Source organism: Variovorax sp. H27-G14 (genome assembly GCF_046156345.1).
GTDB lineage: Bacteria > Pseudomonadota > Gammaproteobacteria > Burkholderiales > Burkholderiaceae_C > Variovorax.
Window position 1 is genome coordinate 469,896 of sequence record NZ_JAYLVN010000001.1, and the last position, 16,163, is coordinate 486,058.

The window sequence follows — 16,163 nt, forward strand, 5'->3', positions numbered from 1 at the left end:
ATTGCGCTCCAGGACAGTCCCATGATGAATTCCCCCAGCAGCACGCCCTGCGCCGACGAGCTGGCGATGGCGTCACCCGGCAGCGCAGCGCCTGCATCACCTGCATCGCCCGCGTCCGCCACGCGCTCCGCCTGGCTCGCCGTCGGCTCCATTGCGGTCGGCACCTTCGCCATGGTCTCCACCGAGTTCATGCCCATCGGCCTGCTGACCGACATTGCGCGCGGCCTGAACGTGTCCGACGGCACGGCCGGCCTGATGGTCACCATGCCCGGCGTGCTGGCCGCCTTTGCGGGCCCGGCGCTCATCGTGGCTTCTGGGCGGCTCGACCGGCGCACGGTGCTGATCGCGCTCACCACCTTGCTCATTGCGTCGAACCTGCTGGCCGCGTTCGCGCCCAACTTCGCGACCATGCTGGTCGCGCGCCTGCTGCTGGGCCTGTGCGTGGGCGGCTTCTGGACCTTTGCGCCGGCCGCCGCCACGCAGCTGGTGCCGCACGCCTCGCAGGCGCGCGCCATGTCTTATGTGCTGGCGGGCGTGTCGGCCGCCACCGTGCTGGGGGTGCCGGCGGGCTCTTTGCTGGGCACGCTGTTCGGCTGGCGCACCTCGTTCGCGGTGACGGGGGCGTTGGCCGCCGTCGTGCTGCTGGTGCAGCTGTGGCTGCTGCCGGCCATGCCGCCGGCGCGTGCCATTGGCGCGCGCGACCTGCTGACGCCGCTCACGCGCCGCATGGCGCAGGTCGGCCTGCTGGCGGTGCTGTTCTTCATTGCCGGCCACTTCGCGGCCTACACCTACCTGAAGCCGCTGCTGCAGCAGGTGTTCGGCCTGGCGCCCAACGCGGTCTCCACGCTGCTGCTGGTCTACGGCGCGGTGGGCTTCGTCGGCACCTTCGTCGGCGGCAGCCTGGTGGCGCGCAGCGTGCGCGGCACCACCCTGCTGGCCGCGCTGCTGCTGGCCACGGCGCTGCTGCTGTCCACGCTGGTCGGCACCGGCTTCGTGCCCGGCGCGGTGGTGGTGGTGATCTGGGGCGTGGCCTTCGGCCTGATCCCGGTGGCGCTCACCGGCTGGATGATGGAAGCCGTGCCCGACGCGCCCGAAGCCGGCCAGGCCCTGCTGGTCAGCGGCTTCCAAGTGGCCATTGCCGCCGGCGCGCTGATCGGCGGCGTGACGGTCGACAGCTTCGGCATCGGCAGCACCATGGTGCTCAGCGGCGTGCTGGTGCTGGTGGCCGCGCTGATCGTCGGCACGCTGGGCCGTGCGCGCGGTGGCGTGCCGGCGGGCGTGATTCCGGAATGACGACGACCTGAGGGCTGTCTAGCGGCGGGCGGGCTTGCCGGCCGCCACGATGGCATCGAGCACCACGCGCAAGGCCTTGTTCACGGGCTTGTCGCGCCGCATCACCACGGCCAGCGTGCGGTGCATGCGCGGGTTCAAGCGGCTGGCCTTCAGCCCCGGGTGGGCGCCGCGGCCCGTCATCGACATGCCGGGCACGATGGCGCAGCCGAGCCCCGCGGCCACCATCTCCTTCATTGCCTCCACGCTGCCGAGTTCCATCACCGGGCGCGGCTGCAGGCCCGCCGCGCCAAACCAGCGGTCGACCAGCTTGCGCGTGTTGGCCGCGGGCTCGAACAGCACGAGCGGCAAGGCGGCCAGGTCGGCGGGCGACACCTTGGCCTTCAGGGGCGCACGGCCCGTGGAGTCGACAGGCCGAACAGGGCAGATGGCAACGAACTCGTCGTCCAGCACCCGCATCGTCGCCAGCGAACGCCCCGCCGCCGGCAGCGTGACCAGCGCCAGGTCGAGGCTGTTCTCCTCCACCTTGCGCGCCTGGTCGTCGGTGTTGCCGGTGCTGACCACCACGCTGAGCGCCGGAAACTGCTCGCGCAGCGTGCGCAGCACGGCCGGCAAGAAATGCAGGCAGGCCGTGGCGCCCGTGCCCAGCCGCACGCGGCCGGCAACGCCGCTCGCATGGTCGGCCAGCGCGTCGATGGCGTTCTGCACCGCGGTGTCGATGTGCGGCACATGGCGCAGCAGCTCCATGCCCGCGGGCGTGGCCTTGGCACGCTTGCCGACCCGCTCGATCAACCGCACCGCGAGCCGCCGCTCCAGCTGGCGCACCTGCAGGCTCACGGCCGGCTGCGACAGGCCGAGCCGCTCGGCCGCCGCCGAGAAACTGCCCGTTTCAATGACCAGCCCGAAGGAGCGCAGCTGGTCGAGGTTGAGTGTCTTGTCCAAAGTATTCCTTATGCACTGCATAGCGGGGCGAAGCTTCACTTATGAACGCAGCATCGTCAACATCGGGGCCATGTCATCGCCAACCCATGTCTTTTCCCTCGTCGACATCGTCGACGCCGAGCCCCACCACATGGCCGCCGTGCAAGCCATCTACAGCCACTACGTGCTGCACGACCTGTGCTCCTTCGAAGAACAGGTGCCCACCGTCGCGCAGATGCAGGCGCGGCGCGAAGAGGTAACGGTGCGCGGCCTGCCCTACCTGGTGGCCATGAAGAACGGGCAGGTGGTCGGCTACGCCTACGCCACCGCCTACCGCGCCCGCTCGGCCTACCGGCACACGGTGGAAGACTCCATCTACGTCGCGCAGGGCATGCACGGCCACGGCATCGGCAAGGCGCTGCTGCAGGCCGTGATACGGCACTGCACCGCCAACGGCTTCACGCAGATGGTGGCGTGCGTGGGCAACAGCGCCAACGCCGGCTCGCAAGGGCTGCACGCGCACCTGGGCTTCGAGCGCGTGGGCGTGCTGCGCAACGTGGGCTTCAAGCTGGGCCAGTGGGTAGACACGGTGCTGATGCAGCGCGCGCTGCGCTGAGCCATGGCGCCCCCTTCCACCGAGCCTGCGCGCGGCTGGCTCGCGCTGCTGTGCGCGAGCCGCCTGCTGCAGGCCATGATCGTCACGGCCTACTCCGGCGTGCTGCCTTTCGTGATGGCCGACTGGCACCTGACAGCGGCGCAGGCCGGCGCCATACAGAGCGCGTGGCACGTGGGCTACATGAGCTCGCTGTTCGCGGTGGGCCTGCTGGCCGATCGCTTCGGGCCGCACCGCATCTTTTTGGTGGGCAGCGGCGTCAGCGCGGTGGCGGCGCTGGCCTTTGCGCTCTTCGCCCAAGACCAGCGCTCCGCGGCGCTGCTGTACGGCCTGGCCGGCCTGTGCGCGGGTGCGTCGTACACGCCGGGCCTGCAACTGCTGGCGCGCAACACCGCGCCGGCGGTGCGCGGGCGCGCCATGGGCCTGTTCATCGGGTCGGCGTCGATGGGCTATGCGCTGTCGCTCGCGGTGGTGGCGCTCTGCAGCCATTGGCAGCACTGGCGCCTGGGCCTGCTGATTGCGGCGGCGGGCACCGCGGCCGGCGCGCTGCTGTCGGTGCAGGCGCTGCGCCGCATGCGCCCGCCCTCGGCACCGGTGCCGGGCATGCTGCGCGAAGGCACCTGGCAGTCGCTGGCCGCCACGGTGCGCGACAAGCCCGCGATGGCCGGCAACTGGGCCTATGCCTTCCACTGCTGGGAGCTGATGGCGCTGTGGGCGTGGCTGCCGGCCTACCTGGTGGCGTCGTCGGGCGGCAGCACCTCATGGCAAGGCGCCGGCGTGGCGCTGGCCGCGCTGGCGCATCTGGTGAGCGTGTTCGGCAGCGTGGCGGGCGGCGCGGCCTCCGACCGGCTGGGCCGCGCCCGGGTGATGATGATCGCCACCACCGCCAGCCTGTGCATGTCCTTCGCGTTCGGCTGGATGTGGACCTGGCCGCTGTGGCTGCTGGCCGCGGCGGCGGCCGTCTACAACCTGCTGGCCATCGCGGATTCTTCTGTCTACTCGACCGCGCTGGCCGACGTGGTGGCGCCGCACCGGCTGGGCGTGGCGTACTCGGTGCGCTCGGTGATGGGCTTTGGCGCGGGTGCGCTCAGCCCCTGGGTGTTCGGCCTGGCGCTCGACTGGGGGCAGGCGCGCTTCGGCCTGGGCAGCACGCACGGCTGGGTGGCGGCGTGGAGCTCGGTGGGCCTGGGCGCGCTGCTGGGGCCGTGGATGATTGCGCGCTTCTCACGGCTGCAGCGGGCGCGCGATCTCACGCATTGACCGGCGGGTCTTCGCCCTCCGACCACTCGGGGCTGTAGCCGCCGAGCGTCGGGTGGTACATCTCGTCGCCCGAATGCTGCGTGAACTCGACGTTGAGCCGGTCCTCGCGCAGGCCCAGCACGTCGATGCAGTCGCGGCACAGCGCCTTCGCCACCTCCAGCCGCAGCTCGGCCGAACGGCCGCGCCGGATGTCGCACATCAGCACCGACACCTCGACCGGCTCGCCGTCGACCATGCGCCACACACCGCCCTCGCCCACCTCGCGGATGGCGATGCTGATGCGGCGGATGTCCACGCTCATGAGCCGCGCGTAGGTTTCGCCGAGCTGCTTCGCAAGGCGCTTCTTGTCGGCCACGGGGTGGTGGCCGTTCACGTCGAGTTGGAGGTAGGGCATGGCGCCATTCTCCGCGTCCGTTCACCGGGGCAGCGCCTGCCCACCGCGATACCCCAGCAGCGGGTCGTACAGGTCGGTGCGCCGGTCGCGGTGCAGGTCGTTGAACTGGTTCCAGATGGGCGCACTGCGCGCCGCGCCCAGGTCCAGGTCGGCATAGAGGATGGTGTCTTCCTCGGGACCGGCGATGCGCCCCACGGGCCAGCCGTTGCTGCCCGCAATCAATGAATTGCCCATGAAGCCCGCGCCGCGCTCCTGCCCCACGCGATCGGCCGCGGCGATGAACACGTTGTTCGAATGCGCGGCCGTGATCGTCAGGTACGCCGCCATGCAGGTGCCGCTGGCGTCGTACAGCGGCGGCGGGGTCCACACCCAGGCGGTGGGCAGGCAGATGATGTCGGCGCCCAGTTGCGAGAGGATGCGCGACGTCTCGGGAAACCAGATGTCCCAGCACACCAGCAGGCCGATGCGCCCGATCTTCGTCTCGAACACCGGATAGCCCTCGTTGCCTGGCGTGAACCACAGCTTCTCGTTGTTCCACAGGTGCGTCTTGCGGTAGCGGCCGATGTAGCCCTCGGGGCCGACGAGCACGGCGGTGTCGAACAGCTGCAGGCCGTCCTGCTCGACCAGGCAGCCGACGATGTACACGCCGTGCTGCGCGGCAACCGCCACCCAGCCCTGCACCGTGTCGCCGCCGGGCACGGGCTGCGCATGCGCGTACGCCTCCTCGCGCCCGCTGAAGCAGTAGCCGGTGGTGGCGAGCTCGGGCAGCACGATGAGCTTCGCCTTGTTTTCGACGGCAGCAAGCAGGCGCTCGTTCACTGCATGCGCATTGCGCCCGAGGTTCTCGACGCCCACCTGCGGATCGAACTGCACGACGGCCACGCGCACGGGGCTGGCGCGCAGGCCCGGGGTGGCGTCGGGCGAATGGGGAACGGGTGAATTCATGACAACAGGCTTTCAGGTTTCAAAATAAAACCAGTCGGATCGTAGCCATTCAGGTTTTACTTTGCAACCGAAACGGCATTGCGGTCTACACTCGCCCACCGAAGGAAAAAGCCATGGCCCAGAGAAAAAGCCTGAAGAACGACGCCTGCCCGATGGCGCGCTCGCTCGAAATCGTCGGCGACCAGTGGTCGCTGCTGATCGTTCGCGACGCGTTCGACGGCATGAAGCGCTTCGGCGAGTTCCAGCAGAGCCTGGGCGTGGCCAAGAACATCCTGGCCGACCGGCTGAAGTACCTGGTGCAGGAAGGCGTGCTTGACCTGGTGCCCGCGTCGGACGGCTCGCTCTACCAGGAGTACGTGCTGTCGGCCAAGGGCAAGGGCCTGTTCCCCGTGGTGGTGGGCCTGCGCCACTGGGGCGAGGCGCACCTGTATGCCAAGGGCGAGCCGCATTCGGTGCTGGTGGAGCGCGACAGCGGCAAGCCGGTGGCAAAGATTGCGCTGCGCACGCGCGATGGCCAGCCGCTGGAGGCGGCGCAGACCTTCGTGAAGAAGCTGCCGGTGAAAGCTGCAGCGAAGGCCCCGGTGAAGGCAGCGGCCAAAGCAGGCTCTCGCTGATGAACGAGAACAGCAGCCGCAGCTGCAGACGGCGGCAGGGGAACTGAAAGCGCTTCTAGGCTAGCGTGTCGCCAAGCTGTCGGGCATCAGCCAGTGCCGCTCCTGGCTCCAGCCGACGAAGGGGCTGACGTTCGAATCCCGCGCGCCGACGGCGGCGGCCAGGCCAGACACGGCCGGCATGAAGAGGCACCGAAACTCATCGCCTTGTTCATCGATGTGCGTCTTCGCCCAAGCCAGGAAAGTGCCCACATCCTGCGCTTCGCAAAGCGAGAGAAAAAACACCATCTGCCGCCACGCATGAGCCGCGTTCTTGATCTGAATCAGCCGCGCATGCCGTTTGTCGACGGCCACCTGAAGCTGCGCGCAGATCCATTCAAAACACTGGCGGGCCATGCCTGGCAACTGCGCCGCCATGCGCTCGCCCAGCCCGAGTTCGGCGAACAGCACGGCGAGGTTGTGCGCGGTCAGAATCTGCGCCTGCTCGATCACCATGCCGTTGCGCGCCACGCTCCATGCGTCCGCTTGCACACCCGCCTGTAAATCCGCGCGCGCCGCGCACAGCAGCGACAGCGCATCGCGCTTCGCATCGGTGTTCGGCTTTTCCGCCGGCATGGGCATCGCGATCAGCGCAATGCAATCGATGCCGTAGTACCTTGCATACAGGCTGCCTTGCAGCATGCCCGCAGCCACTTTCGCGGCGGCTACGAACTTGGGCGAGAAGCGGCCCGTGAAGATGTCGGCCGCCACCTCTTCGACCAGCGGCAACTTCAGCCCCGCGGCATCGGCCAGGGACCGCAGCTCCTGAAGCAGCTTGTTCGGAAGAATGGTGTGCGGGAATGCGGCCAGTGCCAGTTGCGACGCGCCGGTCATCGCCTGCATCGCGGCATGGCGCGAGGCATGGTCGTCCTTGCTGCGGAATCGCTCCATCGCACGCACCCAAGGCAACTCATCGAATTGCACCTGCCGCTGCAGATCGAGCAGCAGAAGGGAACGCCGGCGCCGAAACGCCCGGTAGAGGGCCGCATGCAGCGTACGCAGCGCCGGGTCGGCCACATCTGCCGCGCGCAGTGCGGCGGTCCATTGGGGCAGCACCTTGGCCAGCACCTCGCCCGAAGGAATGGTGCCGCGCTCGACCAGTTGGGCCGCCGTTCCCTTCTGCGCGCGGCCCACCTTGCGTTGCAGCGACGGCGGCACCGGTGTTGCCGCTGGCAGGCCGCTCGTTGCGGCTTCGTCGGCACCGATTGGTGCGACGACAGACGCGATGTCTTCCAACCCTTCGTCAGGGCGGAAGACTTCGAGCCGCACCGCAAGCTGGCGGGCGATCTGCTGGAAGGTGGCGCCGCCCGTCTGTGCGCGTTGGTGCTGGCGCAGTGCGGCGCGCCCTGCAGAGTCGGGCAGCCCATGCTTGGCGACTTGACGCGCCAGCACGAGGCGAATGCGCCCGACCTCCCTGCCCGTGAGCGATTCGGGCACATCCACGCAGCGCTGCAGGCCTTCACGCAGGGTGGAAAAGCTGTCGCCTTCACGTTCGGGCCGCGTGCAACGCTGGTGCTCGGCGCGCAGTTGCCTGTAGTGATCGAGCAGCGCCGATGCGCGCTCGCACCAATCCTGCGGATAGTGCACACAAGGCCAGCCGCCGGTCACGGTGAAGCTGCCGGCCTGGTCGCGCTGCCAGGCGCCGTCGGCCGTGCGCAGCGCCATGGGCGCATCGCCGTGCACGGTCTCGAGCATCAGCGCGGCCATGCGGTCGTGCAGGGGCGCCCACACCTCGACGGCCTCTTTCTGCGCCAGGATCTGCGCATTGGCTTTCACCTCGCGCAAGCGCCGGGTGACGGTTGCAACATCGTCGACCCACAGCAGCTCGCCGTGGGTGCGCGGCTCGCGCAACTCGGCCGGATAGAAGCGCAGTTCAGAGAGCCAGGGCGAGAGCGGCTCGACCAGCGCCCACGCCTCGTTGGCCTCACCGGCCCGCAGCAACCCGGCCACCACGAGCAACGCGCCCTCCTCCGGCACCTCGATGCCGAAGCGGCCGGACGCAAGCAACGCCTGGAGCCTTTCGATCCCCTTGTCCGTGAGGAAAAAACTGTTCAGCGCGCGGCGGGCATCCGCCTCGGGCACATGCGGCGCGACCTGCGCGAGCAAGGAACGCTCATGCGCCTGGAGCGGGCCGCCGGCCAGCAAGGCGCCCGTAGCGAAGCCGCCGGTCACGACTTCGGGCGTGGCCCACGCGGGCGCGTTGGCGATGGGCGTGCGCGAGCCGGTGGTGACCGATCCGTCGGCGCGCCCGCGCATCACCGCGGCCCACTGGCGCAGCCGCTTGGCGGCGCCTGCGCGCACCGAGGCATCGGCATGCTGCGCCGCGGCCAGCGCGCGGGCCAGCTGAAAGCCGGCGTACCCCTCTGGCGATCCGGTTGCGTCGTCGTCCATGGTCATGCGAATGGGTGGGTCCGGGGGCTGGGGTCGAACCAGCGCCTTCTCGGTGAAGCCGAGTGTTCTGCCACTGAACTACCCCGGAGCAGAAAACAGAAAAATTCAGGTGATGGCCGCTACTCCCCCAGCAGCTCCCCAATCGGCTGCAGGTCTTCCACCCGGTCGCAGATCGCCTTGAGCACCATGGTGATGGGAATGCCCAGCAGCAGGCCCCAGATGCCCCACAGCCAGCCCCAGAAGATCACGCCCACGAACACCGCCACCGGGTTCATGCGGCTGGTGCGGCTGGTGAGCCAGGGCATCAGCAAGTTGCCGATGAGCGTGTGGATGGCCAGCGACACGCCGCCCACCACCACGCCCATCTGCAGGCTGTTGAACTGCAAAAACGCAACCAGCCCCGCGGCCACCAGCACGATGACCGAGCCGATGTAAGGAATGAGGTTGGTCACGGCCGCAATGATTCCCCACACGGCCGCGTTTTCCACCCCGATGACCCAGAAGGCCAGCCCGGTTGCCACGCCCACGACGACGCTCACCAGAATCTGCACAAGCAAGTAGCGCTCGATGTTGCGCGTGATGTCGTCCAGCACATGCACCGTGACCTTCTTCTTCTGCAGGCTGGACCCGGTGATCTTGATGAGCTTGCGTCTGAAGGTGTCGCCCGAGCACAGCGCGAAGTAGGTGAGAAAGGCCACCAGCGTGAGCTGCCCCATGGCGCTGAGCAGGCCCACGGTGCCGGTCAGCAGGTAGTCGCGCACGTTGAAGCCGGGCCTCTCGATGATGACGCGCGCCACGCCGCGGCGCGAGGCCACGCGCGCGGAGTTTTCCTCGGCGGCCTTCTCCAGTTGCGCGGCGGCGGCCTGCACGCTCTCCAGCGGGGTGGCGCTGGCGCTCTTGTCGCGGCGCATCGCCTGGCCCAGCTTCTGCGCGGCGACGGGCAGCGAGTCGAGCAGCTGCGAGGCGTTGCCCGACAGCGAATAGCCGGTCCAGCCCAGCCCGCCGAACAGCCCCACCAGAATGACCGCCGCGCCAATCCAGCGCGGCAGCCGCCAGCGGTGCAGCATGTCGACCAGCGGCGACAGCGCATAGGTGAGCAGCAGGCTCAGCATCAGCGGGACGAACACGGCCTGGCCCCACTGCAGCGCGAACACGCTGGCCAGCACGGCCAGCACCACCAGCGAGGCGCTGCGCACGTCGACCGGCATGTGCAGCATCAGCCGCTTGCGCTCGCGTTCGCGTGCGGGCTCCAAGGATTCGGGGGTCAGGGGCGGCGCAAGGGCTTCGGCCGCGGGCTGAGCGGTGGCAACCTGCGCTGGCTCGGCAGCCGGAGCGTCGGAGGCAGATGCGGGTGCAGGTCCGGGTTCAGGCGCAGCGGCCGGGGTGACGTCGCTCATCGCGCTTCCTTCAGCACTTCGCGCACAGCGGCAAGCTGGCGGCGCGACACGGCCACGGGTTCGGGAATGGCGTCCAGCCGCAGGGCCCAGCCCTCGGCGTCTTCGCCGTCGTCGTACTTTTCCAGCGCGCGAATGGCCGAGCGCGCCACCAGCGCATTGCGGTGCACGCGCAGAAAGCGGTTGGGGTAGCGCTCTTCGAACTCGTTGAGCGAGCCGTCCAGGATGTGGCTGCGCGTGGCGGTGCGCACGGTGAGGTATTTGAATTCGGACTTGAGGTAGAGCACCTCCGACAGCGGCACCCGCTCGGCGCGGCCACGGTCCTGAATGAGCACGGTCTCCGGCACGGCCGCTGCCTCTACCGGCGCCACCGGGGCCTGCAGCGCGCGGCGCTCCTTCAGGAAACGCTCCACCTTCTGGAGCGCCTGCTGCAGCCGCTCGGCGCGCACGGGCTTCGTGAGGTAGTCGACCGCGTCCAGCTCGAAGGCCGTGACCGCGTGCGTGGCGTGGGCGGTGACGAACACCACCGCGGGCGCGTCGTTGCGGCTGCGCAGCGCGCGTGCCACCGCAATGCCGTCCACACCGGGCATGTGCACATCGAGCAGCACCAGGTCCAGCGCCATGGTGGCCAGGTGCCGCTGCGCCTCGGCGCCCTGCGAAGCCTCGGCCACCACGTCGGCGGCGGGCGAGGTGCAGTCGCGCAGCAGGGTGCGCAGGCGGGAGCGCGCCAGGGCTTCGTCGTCAACGATCAATGTCTTGAGGGTCATGCGGTGGCCATCGGTGGGTGGTCATGATTCGGCGGGGATGGCTATGCGCACCCGGTAGTTCTTCTGGTCCATGCCGGCGCTGAACTGCATCTGCATGTCGTGCAGCAGGCGCAAGCGGTCGCGCACATTGGCCAGCGCAATGCCGTGGCCGCGCGGCAGCGGTTCGTCGGCCCAGCGCAGCGGCGGCAGGCTGTTGACCACTTCGATCACCACCATGTCGCCGCGCCGCTCTGTGCGAATGCGCACCTTGGCGCCCAGCGGGCTGGGCTCCACGCCGTGCTTGATGGCGTTTTCCACCAGCGGCTGAAGCAGCAGCGGCGGCAGCCGTGCGCTGCTGGCGGCGGCGTCCAGGTCCCAGCGAATGCGCAGGCGGTCGCCAAAGCGCACCTGCTCGATGGCCAGGTAGCGCTCGGCCAGCGCAATTTCGTCGGCCAGCGTGCCCGACTCGCCCGGGTCGGCCAGCGCCTGGCGGAACAGCTCGGCCAGGTCTTCCAGCATGGTCTCGGCCTTGGCCGGCTCCTCGCGCACCAGCGCAATGGCGCTGTTGAGCGTGTTGAACAGAAAGTGCGGGCGAATGCGCGACTGCAGTTCTTCGAGCCGGGCCGTGGTGGCCGCCGGCGTCTGGCCGCGGGCACGCAGCACCATCGCGGCCATCACCAGCCCCGCGAACAGCGCGCCGGCAAAGCCGCTGGCCAGCCATGGTGCATGGGCCAGCACGCCGGTCAGGCGCAGCAAGCCGCAGCCATACGTGGCGGCCAGCGCGCCCAGCACGGCGCCAGCTGCGTACTGCCACTGCTTGGGCAGTCGCCGCAAAGGCTTCTTGAGGCCGCAGGCCGCCACCAGCCACAGCAGCGTGGCGGGCAAGGCACCGCCGGTGACGGTGGCCGCCTGCACCAGCCATTCTCCAGGTGTGGCCACCACGAACAGGGTGGCAATGGCGACCACCACTTCGACGAACACCACGGTGCGCAGCACCACGCCGATCTGGCAGGCATCGAAGATGGAGGGCTCCGCGCGAAGAGCCTCGCGCACGGGCTCGCGCGAGGGTTCGCGCGTGGGTGTGCGCACCCTTTCCGAAGACGGGGGCGGCGAAGGGGTGGAGCTGGCCGATAAAATCGGCGGGTTGCGCATCGCAGACATCTGATCCATCGGGTGACCAACCCATTATTGCCTCCTGGACGGCTCCCATGAACCAAAACCAACTCGACAAGAAATCCGAAGCCTGGTCGGCCCTGTTCTCCGAACCCATGAGCGACCTTGTGAAGCGCTACACCTCCAGCGTGTTCTTCGACAAGCGCATGTGGCAAGCCGACATTCAAGGCTCTCTGGCCCATGCCGGCATGCTCGCCGTGCAGGGGATCATCGGCGTGCAGGACCACGCCGCAATCGAACGCGGGATGGCGCAGATTCGCGCCGAAATCGAATCCGGCGCCTTCGAATGGAAGCTCGACCTCGAAGACGTACACCTCAACATCGAGGCCCGCCTCACCCAGCTGGTTGGCGACGCCGGCAAGCGCCTGCACACCGGGCGCAGCCGCAACGACCAGGTGGCCACCGACGTGCGCCTGTGGCTGCGCGGAGAAATCGACCTCATCGGCGACCTGCTGGTGGAGCTGCAAAAGGCGCTGGTGGACATTGCCGAGAAGAACGTCGAGGTGATCCTGCCGGGCTTCACCCACCTGCAGGTGGCGCAGCCGGTGAGCTTTGGCCACCACATGCTGGCCTACGTGGAAATGTTCAGCCGCGACGCCGAGCGCATGGGCGAAGTGCGCCGCCGCGTCAACCGCCTGCCGCTGGGCGCCGCAGCACTCGCCGGCACCAGCTACCCGCTGGACCGCGAGATGGTCGCCAAGACTTTGCAGATGGACGGCGTGTGCCAGAACAGCCTGGATGCCGTGAGCGACCGCGACTTTGCGATCGAGTTCACCGCCGCGGCCAGCCTGTGCATGGTGCACATCAGCCGCATGAGCGAAGAGCTCATTCTGTGGATGAGCCAGAACTTCGGCTTCATCAACATTGCCGACCGCTTCACCACCGGCTCGTCGATCATGCCGCAGAAGAAAAACCCCGACGTGCCCGAGCTGGCGCGCGGCAAGACCGGGCGCGTGGTCGGCCACCTGATGGCGCTCATCACCCTCATGAAGGGCCAGCCGCTGGCCTACAACAAGGACAACCAGGAAGACAAGGAGCCGCTGTTCGACACCGTCGACACGCTCAAGGACACCCTGCGCATCTTTGCCGAAATGATCGGCGGCATCACCGTGAAGCCCGAGGCCATGGAAGCCGCCGCGCTGCGCGGATACGCCACCGCCACCGACCTGGCCGACTACCTCACCAAGAAGGGCCTGCCCTTTCGCGACGCGCACGAAACCGTGGCCCATGCAGTGAAGGCCGCCACCTCGCACAAGGTCGACCTGGCAGAGCTGCCGCTGTCGGTGCTGCAGCAGTTCAACCCAAGCATCGAGAAGGACGTGTACGACGTGTTGAGCCTGCGCGGCTCGCTGAACGCGCGCAACACGCTGGGCGGTACCGCGCCGGCGCAGGTGAAGGCGCAAGTGGCCCGCCACCGCGCGCGCCTGGGCTGAGCACAGCTGCCAGACCGAGCCCGGCCGCACCGTGTTCTACGCCATCCCGCTCGAGAACAAACCGAGCTGGCGCAACCCACCGTGGATGACGGTGCTGCTGATCCTGCTGAACATGCTCGTGTTCTGGGGGCCCCAGCGCAGCGAAGAAAACGGGCGCGAGCGCGCCGCCGGCTACTACCTGAGCAGCGTGCTGCCGGAACTGGAGCTGCCGCCCTTCGTGGCGTGGCTTGAAAAAACCGACCCCAAGCGCGGCAAGCTCGCGCGGCGCATGCTGGCCGACGAAGACAACTACGCGCAGCTGCTCGACGGCCTGCAGAACGACAAGAAGTTCCTGTCCAGGCTGCAGGCCGACCAGGTCGTCACGCCCACCGCACCGCGATACGACGAATGGAAGCGCGACCGCCGGCAGTACGAGGCCATGCTGCCCGCGCCTTTCACCGAGCGCTGGTCGCACGACCACGGCAAGGACCCCGAGTTCAAGCCCTGGACCTGGGTCACCTCCGCCTTTCTGCATGCCAACACCGGCCACCTGCTGGGAAACATGCTGTTCTTGTTCCTGTTCGGCTTTTCGGTGGAGCTGGCACTGGGGCGCGGCACCTACCTGAGCTTCTACCTGCTGGGCGCCGTGGGCTCGTCGCTGCTGGCGGGCTGGGCCTATGCCGGCAAGGGCGGCTACGGGCTGGGCGCCTCGGGCGCCATTTCGGCGCTGATGGGCATGTACGCGGTGATGTACCGGCTCAAGCGCATCCGCTTTTTCTATCAGCTGTTCTTCTATTTCAACTACGTGACGGCGCCGGCCCTGCTGCTGCTGCCGGCATGGATCGTCAACGAGCTGATGCAGCACTGGCTCGGCGGCCAGGGCATTGCGTACATGGCCCATCTGGGCGGCCTGCTCACAGGCGCGGCGCTGATGACCGGCGCGTTGCTGCTGCACCGCGTGCAGACGCCCGACACCGCGGCCGCCAACGCGCCCGAGCCCGACCGCTTTCCCTTGCACGTGGCCGCCGCCCAGAAGCACGGCGCCGCGATGCAGTTCGACAAGGCCTGCGCCGAATGGCGCGCCGCCGCCGCGCTGCGCCCCGGCGACACCGACACGCTGCGCGCCTGGTTCAACACCGCACGGCTGCAGCCCGCGAGCGACGACTTCCACCACGCCGCGCGCCGCATCTTCCGCCTGCCCGCCACCGAGGCCAACACGCTCGCGCTGCAGCACGCCAGCTACAAGACTTACCTCGACCAGGCCAAGCCCGGCGCGCGCCTGAAGCCCGACGACATGGCGCGCCTGGCCCGGCGCTTTGCGCGCATCCACCAGTTCGACGACGCCGACCGGCTGTGCGCCATCCTGCTGAAGACAGCGCCCGACCACCCCGAGCTGGCCGACACGCTTTCGGTGTGCGCCAACGGCCTGCTGCATGCGGGCCAGCGCGACAAGGCCGTGGGCCTGCTGCCGCACCTGCTGCGGCTTGCGCCCAACGACATGGTCACGCGCGCGCTGCAACGCGCCTGACGCGCCACGCGACCGTCACGCCACGGCCAAGCTACGGCCACGCTACGCCCACGCATGGCACTGCAATTGCAGTAAACCGCGTGTAAAGCCGCGCGCGCCCCTCGCGCGCCGTTGAACTTGACGGCGCTCACCTGCTCCATCCGGGGCTTTTGCTACCTCATTTGCCTGATTCATGCCTGACCACACCCCCTCCCGCTTCGCCCTGCTCTTCACAGCCCTGGCCATCGCCGCGCTCGCAGGGTGTTCGCGCACCAGTGTGGAAACGCCTGGCACGGCCAAGGCCGCAACCGCACCAGAAAAAGAAGTGGGCGCCGTCACGCTGAAGCACGAAACACTGGCGCTGAGCACCGAGCTGCCCGGGCGCACCGCCGCGCCGGTGATCGCGGAAATACGGCCCCAGGTCGGCGGCATCCTGAAGGAACGGCTGTTCACCGAAGGCGCGCAGGTCAAGGCCGGCCAGGCGCTCTACCAGCTCGACCCGGCACCGCTGCAGGCGGCCCACGCCAGCGCGCAGGCCAGCGTGCGCAAGGCCGAGTCGGCCCTGGCCACCTCGCGCACCGTGGCACGCCGCAACGCCGAGCTGGTGAAGATCGACGCCATCAGCCGCCAGGTGTTCGACGAATCTCAGGCCACCGAGCAGCAGGCCGAGGCCGACGTGGGCGTGGCGCGCGCCGCCGAGCAGACCGCGCGCATCCAGCTGGGCTACACGCGCATCACCTCCCCCATCACCGGCTGGGCCGAGCTGTCGGCGGTGACGCCCGGCGCGCTGGTCACGGCCAACCAGGCCGCGGTGCTGACCACCGTTCAGCAGCTCGACCCCATTCACGTGCACGTGACGCAGTCGAGCAGCGAGCTGCTGCGCCTGAAGCGCGAGCTGGCCAGCGGCCGCCTGCAGCGCGCCAGCGACGCCGAGGCGCGCATTCAGCTGGTGCTGGAAGACGGCAGCAAGTACCCGCATGCCGGGCGCCTTACGTTCAGCGGCGTGACGGTCGACGCCGGCACGGGCAGCGTCACGCTGCGCGCCGTGGTGCCCAACCCCGACAGGCTTTTGATGCCCGGCATGTATGTGCGCGCCGTGCTGCAGGAAGGCACCAACGCCAATGCGCTGCTGGTGCCGCAGCAGGCCGTGACGCGCGCGCCCGACGGCAGCGCCTCGGCGCTGGTGATCGATGCCGAGAACAAGGTTGCCAAGCGCCCCATTCGCGTGGGCCGCGCGGTCGGCACGCGCTGGGAGGTGCTCGAAGGCATGGCGCCGGGCGACCGCGTGATGACCGAAGGCTCGCAGCGCGTGAAGGTCGGGGACAAGGTGAAGGTGGTGGACCTGGGCGACAAGCCAGCAGGTTCCGCGCAAGGAGCCGCGCAAGGAGCCGCACCCGGCCCGGTGGCCAGCGCCGCGCGCGACGCCGCCGGCACCGCCTCCGACCCCGTGGCGCGCTGAGGTCCGGC

14 protein-coding genes and 1 tRNA gene are annotated in these 16,163 nt (G+C 69.1%); 7 read left to right on the forward strand and 8 right to left on the reverse strand.

Annotation, left to right across the window (positions count from 1 at the left end; translation table 11 throughout):
* Nucleotides 1–21 precede the first annotated feature (21 nt).
* Nucleotides 22–1,293, forward strand: a complete 1,272-nt coding sequence (locus tag VLK31_RS02230) for an MFS transporter (RefSeq protein WP_409166737.1) — start codon at nucleotides 22–24, stop codon at nucleotides 1,291–1,293.
* 18 nt (nucleotides 1,294–1,311) lie between these two features.
* On the opposite strand, the gene VLK31_RS02235 is transcribed toward VLK31_RS02230, so the two are convergent.
* Nucleotides 1,312–2,253, reverse strand: a complete 942-nt coding sequence (locus VLK31_RS02235; RefSeq protein ID WP_409166738.1) for a LysR family transcriptional regulator — start codon at nucleotides 2,251–2,253, stop codon at nucleotides 1,312–1,314.
* Between the two features lie 49 nt (nucleotides 2,254–2,302).
* On the opposite strand from VLK31_RS02235, the gene VLK31_RS02240 reads away from it, so the two are divergent.
* Both VLK31_RS02240 and VLK31_RS02245 read left to right on the forward strand, forming a co-directional pair.
* Nucleotides 2,303–2,827: a GNAT family N-acetyltransferase gene (locus VLK31_RS02240; RefSeq protein WP_409166739.1), complete on the forward strand. Its 525-nt coding sequence runs from the start codon at nucleotides 2,303–2,305 to the stop codon at nucleotides 2,825–2,827.
* A gap of 3 nt (nucleotides 2,828–2,830) precedes the next feature.
* Entirely contained in the window at nucleotides 2,831–4,084 is a 1,254-nt protein-coding gene (locus VLK31_RS02245) for an MFS transporter (RefSeq protein ID WP_409166740.1), read from the forward strand.
* Here VLK31_RS02245 and VLK31_RS02250 read toward each other — a convergent pair.
* Together VLK31_RS02250 and VLK31_RS02255 are read right to left on the reverse strand one after the other, a co-directional pair.
* On the reverse strand, nucleotides 4,074–4,478 hold the full coding sequence (locus VLK31_RS02250; RefSeq protein ID WP_409166741.1) for a tautomerase family protein: 405 nt from the start codon (nucleotides 4,476–4,478) through the stop codon (nucleotides 4,074–4,076). The genes VLK31_RS02245 and VLK31_RS02250 overlap by 11 nt on opposite strands.
* Before the next feature lie 21 nt (nucleotides 4,479–4,499).
* Nucleotides 4,500–5,423 carry a nitrilase family protein gene (locus VLK31_RS02255; RefSeq protein ID WP_409166742.1) on the reverse strand — a complete coding sequence of 308 codons (924 nt, stop codon included), beginning with the start codon at nucleotides 5,421–5,423 and terminating at the stop codon, nucleotides 4,500–4,502.
* Nucleotides 5,424–5,536: 113 nt separating this feature from the next.
* Between VLK31_RS02255 and VLK31_RS02260 the strand changes: the two genes are divergently transcribed.
* Nucleotides 5,537–6,037, forward strand: a complete 501-nt coding sequence (locus VLK31_RS02260; protein ID WP_409166743.1) for a winged helix-turn-helix transcriptional regulator — start codon at nucleotides 5,537–5,539, stop codon at nucleotides 6,035–6,037.
* 60 nt (nucleotides 6,038–6,097) lie between these two features.
* Here VLK31_RS02260 and VLK31_RS02265 read toward each other — a convergent pair whose 3' ends face one another.
* From VLK31_RS02265 to VLK31_RS02285, 5 genes are all read right to left on the reverse strand, one after another.
* Nucleotides 6,098–8,464 (reverse strand): hypothetical protein, encoded by a 2,367-nt coding sequence (locus tag VLK31_RS02265; RefSeq protein ID WP_409166744.1) that lies wholly within the window; start codon nucleotides 8,462–8,464, stop codon nucleotides 6,098–6,100.
* Nucleotides 8,465–8,479: 15 nt separating this feature from the next.
* A tRNA-Glu gene (locus VLK31_RS02270) sits at nucleotides 8,480–8,552 on the reverse strand.
* Nucleotides 8,553–8,583: 31 nt separating this feature from the next.
* Entirely contained in the window at nucleotides 8,584–9,861 is a 1,278-nt protein-coding gene (locus tag VLK31_RS02275; RefSeq protein WP_409166745.1) for an AI-2E family transporter, read from the reverse strand.
* Complete coding sequence (locus VLK31_RS02280; RefSeq protein ID WP_409166746.1) at nucleotides 9,858–10,625, reverse strand: LytR/AlgR family response regulator transcription factor; 768 nt, start codon at nucleotides 10,623–10,625, stop codon at nucleotides 9,858–9,860. Before VLK31_RS02280 ends, VLK31_RS02275 begins: the two co-directional genes overlap by 4 nt.
* 21 nt (nucleotides 10,626–10,646) lie before the next feature.
* Nucleotides 10,647–11,756 (reverse strand): sensor histidine kinase, encoded by a 1,110-nt coding sequence (locus VLK31_RS02285; RefSeq protein WP_409167349.1) that lies wholly within the window; start codon nucleotides 11,754–11,756, stop codon nucleotides 10,647–10,649.
* A 56-nt stretch (nucleotides 11,757–11,812) separates the two neighbouring features.
* Between VLK31_RS02285 and argH the strand changes: the two genes are divergently transcribed.
* The 3 genes from argH to VLK31_RS02300 all read left to right on the forward strand — a co-directional run bounded on the left by argH (nucleotide 11,813) and on the right by VLK31_RS02300 (nucleotide 16,155).
* A complete protein-coding gene (argH, locus tag VLK31_RS02290) occupies nucleotides 11,813–13,210 on the forward strand; it encodes an argininosuccinate lyase (protein ID WP_409166747.1) in 1,398 nt (465 codons plus the stop codon).
* A gap of 31 nt (nucleotides 13,211–13,241) precedes the next feature.
* Nucleotides 13,242–14,717: a rhomboid family intramembrane serine protease gene (locus VLK31_RS02295; protein WP_409166748.1), complete on the forward strand. Its 1,476-nt coding sequence runs from the start codon at nucleotides 13,242–13,244 to the stop codon at nucleotides 14,715–14,717.
* Between the two features lie 172 nt (nucleotides 14,718–14,889).
* Nucleotides 14,890–16,155 (forward strand): efflux RND transporter periplasmic adaptor subunit, encoded by a 1,266-nt coding sequence (locus VLK31_RS02300; RefSeq protein WP_409166749.1) that lies wholly within the window; start codon nucleotides 14,890–14,892, stop codon nucleotides 16,153–16,155.
* Nucleotides 16,156–16,163 lie beyond the last annotated feature (8 nt).